The sequence below is a fragment of the Mucilaginibacter sp. genome (genome assembly GCF_039207105.1).
In the GTDB taxonomy this organism is placed as follows: domain Bacteria; phylum Bacteroidota; class Bacteroidia; order Sphingobacteriales; family Sphingobacteriaceae; genus Mucilaginibacter.
Genome location: NZ_JBCECK010000025.1, coordinates 43,796 through 52,069, shown reverse-complemented (window position 1 = coordinate 52,069; position 8,274 = coordinate 43,796). Strand labels below are relative to the sequence as shown.

Annotated in this window: 6 protein-coding genes; 3 read left to right on the top strand and 3 right to left on the bottom strand. The window is 38.8% G+C overall.

The genetic code is table 11. From position 1 onward, the window contains the following. Together AAGC65_RS07670 and AAGC65_RS07665 are read right to left on the bottom strand one after the other, a co-directional pair. Positions 1–684, bottom strand: a 684-nt coding sequence (locus AAGC65_RS07670) for a carboxypeptidase-like regulatory domain-containing protein (protein WP_343111844.1), incomplete at its 3' end; no start/stop codon positions are given. Positions 685–892: 208 nt separating this feature from the next. Then, positions 893–2,047 carry a FecR family protein gene (locus tag AAGC65_RS07665; RefSeq protein WP_343111843.1) on the bottom strand — a complete coding sequence of 385 codons (1,155 nt, stop codon included), beginning with the start codon at positions 2,045–2,047 and terminating at the stop codon, positions 893–895. Between the two features lie 149 nt (positions 2,048–2,196). Between AAGC65_RS07665 and AAGC65_RS07660 the strand changes: the two genes are divergently transcribed. After that, a complete protein-coding gene (locus AAGC65_RS07660; protein ID WP_343111842.1) occupies positions 2,197–2,784 on the top strand; it encodes a sigma-70 family RNA polymerase sigma factor in 588 nt (195 codons plus the stop codon). Between the two features lie 49 nt (positions 2,785–2,833). Here AAGC65_RS07660 and AAGC65_RS07655 read toward each other — a convergent pair whose 3' ends face one another. Beyond that, complete coding sequence (locus AAGC65_RS07655; RefSeq protein ID WP_343111841.1) at positions 2,834–3,412, bottom strand: RNA polymerase sigma-70 factor; 579 nt, start codon at positions 3,410–3,412, stop codon at positions 2,834–2,836. 138 nt (positions 3,413–3,550) lie between these two features. On the opposite strand from AAGC65_RS07655, the gene AAGC65_RS07650 reads away from it, so the two are divergent. Both AAGC65_RS07650 and AAGC65_RS07645 read left to right on the top strand, forming a co-directional pair. Beyond that, positions 3,551–4,723 (top strand): FecR domain-containing protein, encoded by a 1,173-nt coding sequence (locus AAGC65_RS07650; protein WP_343111840.1) that lies wholly within the window; start codon positions 3,551–3,553, stop codon positions 4,721–4,723. Positions 4,724–4,936: 213 nt separating this feature from the next. Next, on the top strand, positions 4,937–8,266 hold the full coding sequence (locus tag AAGC65_RS07645) for a TonB-dependent receptor (RefSeq protein ID WP_343111839.1): 3,330 nt from the start codon (positions 4,937–4,939) through the stop codon (positions 8,264–8,266). Positions 8,267–8,274 lie beyond the last annotated feature (8 nt).

Genomic DNA, 8,274 nt, shown 5'->3' with positions numbered 1-8,274 from the left:
ACCTTCTAACGCTCCCTGTAAATTGGTAACTGGTTGATCTTTTAACTTACTTACTCCAACAGATGATATAGCGCCGTTCACATCGGCTCTTTTCTGCGTGCCGTAACCAACAACCACAACTTCATTCAGGGCTGATTGCATTTCGGTTAAGGTTACGTTTAGTTGGGTGCGTCCACCAACAGCTATCTCCTGCGTAGCGTAACCAATAAAACTAAATACCAGGGTCTCTTTACCGGTAGGCAGTTTAACGGAATAGGCTCCGTTTAAATTGGTTACAGCTCCGGTATTGGTTCCTTTTATTTTTACACTTACCCCAGGTACCGCGAGCCCTTTTTCGTCAACCACTCTACCAGTTACGGTAACATCTTGTGCAGGAGCTGTAGCCGGCGCTGGCCTGGGCCTGACTATAACCGTGTTTTGATCAATAATGTATGTCAATGGCTGACCTTCAAAGCAAGCTTTTAGCGCATCATCTAAAGAAGCGTTTTTAAGTGAAAAACTTACAGACCTGGCGTTGTTCAGCATATCGCTGTCATACAAAAAATTGTAGCCACTTTGTTTTCTGAGTTGCTTAAAAACTTGTTGTAATGATACTTCCTTAACGTTTAGATTAATCTGCTGACCGTAGGTTGCAGCGCTAACCTGTAAAATAGAAGCAGTCAGTAGTATGAAAATGAGTTTCATGATCAGCAGCGATTTAAAAAAGACACGGGAATTCCGCATGCATAGAAATGCATTTATAATTTTATACATTTGATTTGAGGTTAATTAATAATTGGTTGTTCGTAACGATTGGTTATATTACCTTAAAAGCCATTAGGCATACTGACCGGGGGCGCTCGACTTCCCCTGGTCGGTTCTTTTTAAGATAACATGATGTTTTAATAGGTAATTATGGCATCACGGTTATCCTCCTTCCTTCTGTTTTAAAATGAACAGAGCCGGTTAATTCAAGGGAATGCAATACCTGTGAAACATCATTAAATCTGGATACTGTCCCTCCAAAGTTTTTGCTCTTAAACTTTTCAGAGAATACCACATCAACATCATACCACCTGGAAATTCGTTTCATAATGGTTTGAATATCCTCATTGTTAAAGGCAAAAAATCCATTCTTCCAGGCTACGGCATCATCCACATCTACATTTTTAACATTAAATGCAGTTTGCTGTTGGTTGAAAGTACCTTGTTGGCCGGGTTTCAAAAGTGCTTGCTGATCTTTGTTAAATAATTTGACAGCACCTTCCAATAAAGTGGTTTTAATTTCCTTCTCATCATTATAAGCCATAACATTAAAATGGGTGCCTAATACTTGCACTACCATGCCATTTACACTCACGGTAAACGGTTTGGATGGATTTTTGGCTACTTCAAAATAAGCTTCACCAGAGAGTTCAACTTTTCGCTCCTTACCATAAAAAGCGGTAGGATATTTTAATGAGGACGCGGAGTTTAGCCAAACCTTTGTACCGTCTGCCAGTACCAGTTGATACTGCCCACCGCGTGGTGTATTCATCATATTATAGGCTAATTCAGATGTACCTGAATTTTGACCAGGTGCCTTATTATATTCCAACACCCCGTCTTTTACTTTATTGATCTGTACACCCGTTTGTTTGGCCAATACACCGTTTTTTAAGCCGTTAAGTGTAATAACAGAACCATTTGCCATTGTTAAGTAGGCTTTGTTGCCACCAGGAATTATCTTTTTGTTAGAAGTGGTTATATAATTGGATTTTTTTGGCGCGTGTTGCTGTGATCTCCAAAGTAATATACCTGTTGTTAAAACAAGCAAAGCAGAAGCTGCCACCTTCAACCACAGATATTTTCTGGAAGGTTTTGAAACTGACTTATCCGGAATGCTGTTACTTAGCTTCGCTTTAAGCAAACCATGAAGTCGTTTCTTATCACCCAAATCTGCATCCCAATGATCATCCGGCATTACAATATCATCCTCATATGATTCCAATAATCGTATTTCTTCAGGCGTGCATTCACCTGCTAAGTTTTTTTTATAAAGAAAAAGAAACTCCTCTTTGGTAATCATTACAGTGTTTTATTAGGATTTACTAATGGGCTTATACTTATATAGTATGCATTTGCATAAGTCACACCTATACATCTGTGATTTTTTTAATTTTTTTAATGTTGAGTTGACATATAATTACTTTTTTCTACTTTTATAAAACCAATTATATGTTCAGGGCCCTCAAGAGCGATTCCGATTTATGGAAAGACATTCGTAATGATGACGGATTGGCTTTTGATGTGCTGTTTAACAGGTATTGGGCCAGGCTATATAAAGCCGCTTTTCGCCAGCTCAATGATGAGGACTCGAGTTTAGAAGTTGTTCACGATGTTTTTTTAAGTATATGGACACGAAGAAAGCATTTGGAAATTGAGTTATTTCCTAATTTTTTACTTACAGCGATCAGATACCAGATTCACAGCCGTTCCAAATCACCTAAACTTTCATTGGTTTACAAAGCCGATTTATATGAATCTGATCATTTGTCCGAATTAAATTCAGGCGGCATACGTATCCGGGATCTTGAATTACAAAGAGAATTAGATCAGCTTTTAGATCAATTACCAAAGCGTTGTCACGAAATATTCAATCTAAGCCGGATAGAGCATTTATCTAATCAGGATATCGCTGAGCGTTTAGGTATCTCTAAGAAAACGGTAGAAAATCAATTAACAGTGGCGTTAAAACATTTACGCGTTGCTTATAAAAGTATAGCCTCTTTTATTTTATTATCTATTCTTTTTTTGCTTAGATAGACCTATATCAAACAGGATAAGAAGAAGCTCTACTACTCATTAAATACCCTCAAAAAAATATTCCGCAATAAATGATGAAGGGAATGTATTTGAAACAACCTCTTAAGTGCTTCAATGCCATAGTAATCTGATTTTCGACTGTTCGTTTTGAAATGCCCAATTGGCCGGCTATCTCCTGATTAGATAAATGATCTATCCGGCTCATGTAAAATATTTCCTGGCAACGCTTTGGTAGTTGTTCAAGGTAACGTGTTAATTCGCGGAGCAATTCCTGGTCTTTAATTCGGCTTTCGCCATTGTTATGATCAAGCCATTCGTTGATATCTGAACTCGCGATATCCAATACAATTGGCGCTTTTACAGCCCGCAGCCGGTTATAAACCTGATACCGGATTGCTGTAAGTAAAAAATTAGGAAATGATTGAATATCAAGTTCATGTCTCCGGTTCCAGATGTTCAGGAACACGTCGTGCACGGCTTCTTCGCTGGCTTCACGATCTTTCAAGTACCTCAAAGCAGTTTTATACAACCTTAGCCAGTAACGCTCAAAAAGCGCTGCAAAAGCCTGCTCATCATCACTGCGGATGGCAAGCCATAGCTCTGGGTCATTAATTGGGGTATTGTACATATAACTGGTTGGATAAAATTAGGAAAAGCCAGCTAAAAAATTCCATAATTAATCGCAAACTGAAAAAAAAATAAAATTTGATGTGTGTGCCTATTTAAAATTTACACTAACAGTATATAAACCACCAATTATAAGCTAATGATAACCAAAGAGGAATTCCTGGCTTTGTATGAAAAATACATGAGCGGACAATGCACGCCAGCTGAAAAAGAGCAACTGGAAGCATACCGCGATGAAATGAAGTTAGCTGATGAGGGGTGGGATGATGACGAGGTAATGCAGGATGATGTGCGTACCCGTATATGGCAGCATTTAAATGATAGCCGCAAGGTAGTGCCTATCAGAAAGGCCAAAGTTATCAGAAACAGATGGCTGCAGGTAGCCGCGATTTTATTGGTAACATCACTTGCCTGGTTGTTTTTTACACATGGTAAAAAAAATCAAGAAACTGGTAATGTTAATTTGACAGCAAATAATGGTAAAAAGTCAATAGTACCGGGCGGTAATAAGGCCTATCTTACTTTGGCCGATGGTTCTCAAATTATATTGAATGATGCAAAAAACGGAAAAGTGGCAACACAATCCGGCGTTAAAGTAAGTAAAACCAGCAGTGGCATGCTGGTATACCAAATTGCCGGTTTAAGCAGTAACAACCAAGCTGATGTAAAACCCGAGTTTAATACCATCACCACACCCAGAGGGGGACAATATCAGGTTATATTGGCTGATGGTACAAAAGTTTGGCTTAACGCGGCTTCATCCATTAAATTTCCACAGGTGTTTACAGGTAAGGAGCGTTTGGTAGAATTAACCGGCGAAGCCTACTTTGAAGTGGCTAAAGATAAGATTCATCCATTTATTGTACAGGCCAACGATACCAGAGTACAGGTTTTAGGTACTCATTTCAATGTAAATGCTTATGCTGACAATAATGCGCTGACTACAACACTGCTTGAGGGATCTGTACAGATGAGTAGTAACAATACAATGGTAAAACTGCTGCCGGGCCAGCAAGGTGTAGCGGTGTCTAATGGGGCGGGAATAAAAGTTAGCTTAGCCGACATTCAACAAACAATGGCCTGGAAAAATGGTCTTTTCATATTCCGTGATCTGAATATTACTGAAGTTATGAAACAAGTGGCTCGTTGGTACGATGTTGACATAGAGTATCGTGACGAGGATGTTAAAACCAATGAATTTGGGGGTACTATATCCAAATACAAAAATATAAATGAGTTGCTGGATGTAATGGTGCTTACCCGCTCCATTCACTATAGGATAGAAGGAAGGAGGGTAATCATTATGAAGTAAACTTTCCTTACTGATAATAATGTTTACCTGTTTGTTTATAACCAGGAGCGTTCGCACCGCCCCTGGTATAAAGCTTTGAACAGCTGTCAGGTATTCAAATAATGATCATATTTCTCACAACCAATTATTTAACCTAACATTCAAATGTATAAAAAATCTGCTGCAATAAGATGCAGGGAATTGCCCTGCATTGCACCTAAATTAGTTCTGATTATGAAACTGTCATTCTTTTTGTGTTTGGCTTCCATATTGCAGGTTAGTGCTGCAACGTCCTTCGCACAAAAGATCAGTCTTGACAAAAGCAACGCATCCCTGACCGAAACCCTTCAGGAAATTCACTTGCAAAGCGGTTTCAGTGTTTTTTACAATGCCAAAATGCTGAAAAAGGCAGTGCCTGTAAATGTGCATCTGCAAAACACTGATCTGGAAGAGGTACTGAAACAGTGCTTTAAGGACCAACCTTTTACTTATGTGCTGAATAACAACACTATAGTAGTTACACCGCGTACGGCTCAAATCCGCCAGGATATTGTGATCACAGGTTCGGTTAAAGATCAAAAGGGCTTACCATTACCAGGTGTTACCGTAAAAATAAAGGGCTCCAATACCGGTGCTCAAACTGATATAAACGGCAAATACAAAATATCTGTAAATGATAACAATTCGGTATTGGTGTTCAGTTTTGTAGGCTTTAACTCTCAAGAGATTGCCGTTGGCAACCAAACCCAGGTTGATGTAGTGCTTAAAGAACAAACCTCTGCCCTGAATGAGATTGTGGTAGTGGGTTATGGTACTCAGAAAAAGGTAAACCTTACCGGCGCGGTATCATCAGTTACCGGAGAGTCACTAAACAAACGCCCGGTAGTAAATCCTGCATCTATGCTGGAGGGGTTAGCATCTGGTGTTCAGGTAAATACCGGATCAGGTGAACCAGGTAACGAGAGTGTATCTATCCGTATCCGTGGTAACAGCACATTCAGCGGCGCGGGTTCAGACCCACTAGTATTGATTGACGGAGTTCCGGGCAACTTTAGCGATCTAAACCCTACAGATATAGAAAATGTATCTATACTGAAAGACGCGGCTTCTGCATCAATATATGGTTCAAGGGCTGCTAATGGCGTTGTATTGGTTACTACCAAACAAGGTAAAGCCGGGCAAATGTCTGTAACTTATGATGGCAATGTAGGGATCCATAGCGCTACTAAAATGTTTGATCTGGTAACCAACTCAGCACAGTATATGGAGTTGTTTAATCAGGCACGTATCAATAATGGTACTACAGATCCTTCTTCACTTTACCCGCAGGATCAGATTGATCTTTATCGTAACAGTACAGATAAGCTTCATTATCCCAATACCGATTGGTTAAGCTTGATATTCAGAACCGCGCCTACTCAAAATCATAATTTAACAATTAGCGGTGGAAATGAAAAAACAACCTACAACGTATCATTAGGTTATATTAATCAAGATGGTATTGAAAGAGGGTTTGATTATAAGCGATATAATGCGCGTATCAATTTAACTTCAAAAATTAATGATCATATTAAATTTGGTACTAACGTATTGTTAAAATCTGGTACAAGGGATGCTGTAGCGGGGCCGCCTTCTTCACCAAGCCAGTGGGATGGTTCATCAATGGATCTTTTTCTTTCGGCCATGTCACAGGCACCTACTTACAGCCCTTATTTGGCTGACGGCAGCGGACGTTATACTTATAAAGCTTATGACTTTGAGTACAACAATAAAAATCCGGTAGCTGTTTTGAATTCAAACTTTCAACGGATTACAAATGACTATGCTGTAAACGCGCAAGGATGGTTTGAGGTTCAATTCAATAAGGATTTTTCATGGTATACCAAAGGTGCCGTAAACTTTAACATGGATAAGTATAAGGATTTTAGAGGATCTTTTGATGAATATAACTTCAAGACTAATCAGTTTCAAAATACGGTGGACCTTGGCTTGGGTTTATACGAACAGGACCAACAAACTGTTTATACCAATTTATTTAGCTACTTAAACTACGCTCATGATTTTCATGGACATAATTTTAAAGCGCAATTTGGTTACAGCATTGAGCAAAGTAAGTATCAGTATTTACAAGGATATCGTAAAAACTTCCCTGTATTTGATTTGCAGGAACTAAACGCGGGTGGTTCAGATATTCAAAATGCTAATGGTACATCTAACCAATGGGCCTTAATGTCATACTTTGGTCGTTTAAACTATGATTATAAAGGCCGTTACCTGTTAGAAGCTAACATTCGTGATGACGGTAGCTCAAAATTTGACGGTAAAAACAAATGGGGGGTATTCCCATCTTTTTCAACGGGTTGGAGAGCCACAGAAGAACCATTTGTAAAAGCCATGAATTTAAAATGGCTGAATAACTTTAAGCTTAGGGGATCATGGGGACAATTAGGTAATCAAAATATCGGCAATTACCCTTATCAAGCCTTACTAAATATTACAGATAGCTACTCTTTTGATAATTCAAACCTTACTACAGGTGTGGCACAGGTAAATCTAAACAATCCGATCATTAAATGGGAAACGACCACAATGACTGATATTGGTTTAGATTTAACCATTTTCAACAACTTTAATTTAACAGCTGATTGGTATAATAAAACAACGTCTGATATTTTAAGATATGCCCAGGTTACAGGTGTTGTAGGTTTAGGTTCTCCCATTATTAATGATGGTATAATGAACAACCGTGGTATTGAGCTTGGCTTGTCATACAACAATGTTGTACGCGATGGTGCTTTAGATGGCTTTGCTTACAACCTTGGTGTAAATCTTGATCATAATCGTAATAAACTGGTAAAATTTGGCCAGCAGGAAATTGGCAATAATACCATTAATCAAAATGGACAGCCCTGGAATTCTTTTTATATGCTGCAAGTGGTTGGCATTTTCCAATCTGCAGAAGAGGTAGCTAATTCGCCAAAGCAGTTTTCTGATTCAACTTTGCCAGGCGACTTAAAATATAAAGATGTTAATGGCGATGGTAAAGTTGATCAAAATGACCGTACTATTATCAGTGGAGTTTACCCTAAACTGAATTATTCATTTAACCTTGGTGCAAGCTTTAAAGGTTTTGATTTTTCGGCTATGTTCCAGGGTGTTTACGGAGTTAAATCATATGTATCTGGTTGGGGAGTACTGCCATTTGTTCAAGGTGCTTCGCCAACTAAAGATTGGCTAAATGCCTGGACCCCGGAGCATCCATCAACCACTATGCCCCGTATTTATTTTGGACAGGGAGCACCTGATAAAATTAATCGTGCATCTACTTTCTTCCTGCAGGATGCTTCCTATTTAAGGCTTAAAAACTTAGTGCTTGGTTACACTATACCGGCGCAAGTCACTAAAAAAATAGGTATCAACAGGTTGAGGGTTTATTTTGCCGGCGATAATTTATTCACCATAACTAAATTCAAAGGACTTGACCCTGAACGTTATGGCAGCGGAGATTTAGTACAATATCCGCAAAATAAAATATACTCTTTTGGTGTAAATGTTTCTTTTTAATTAGACCA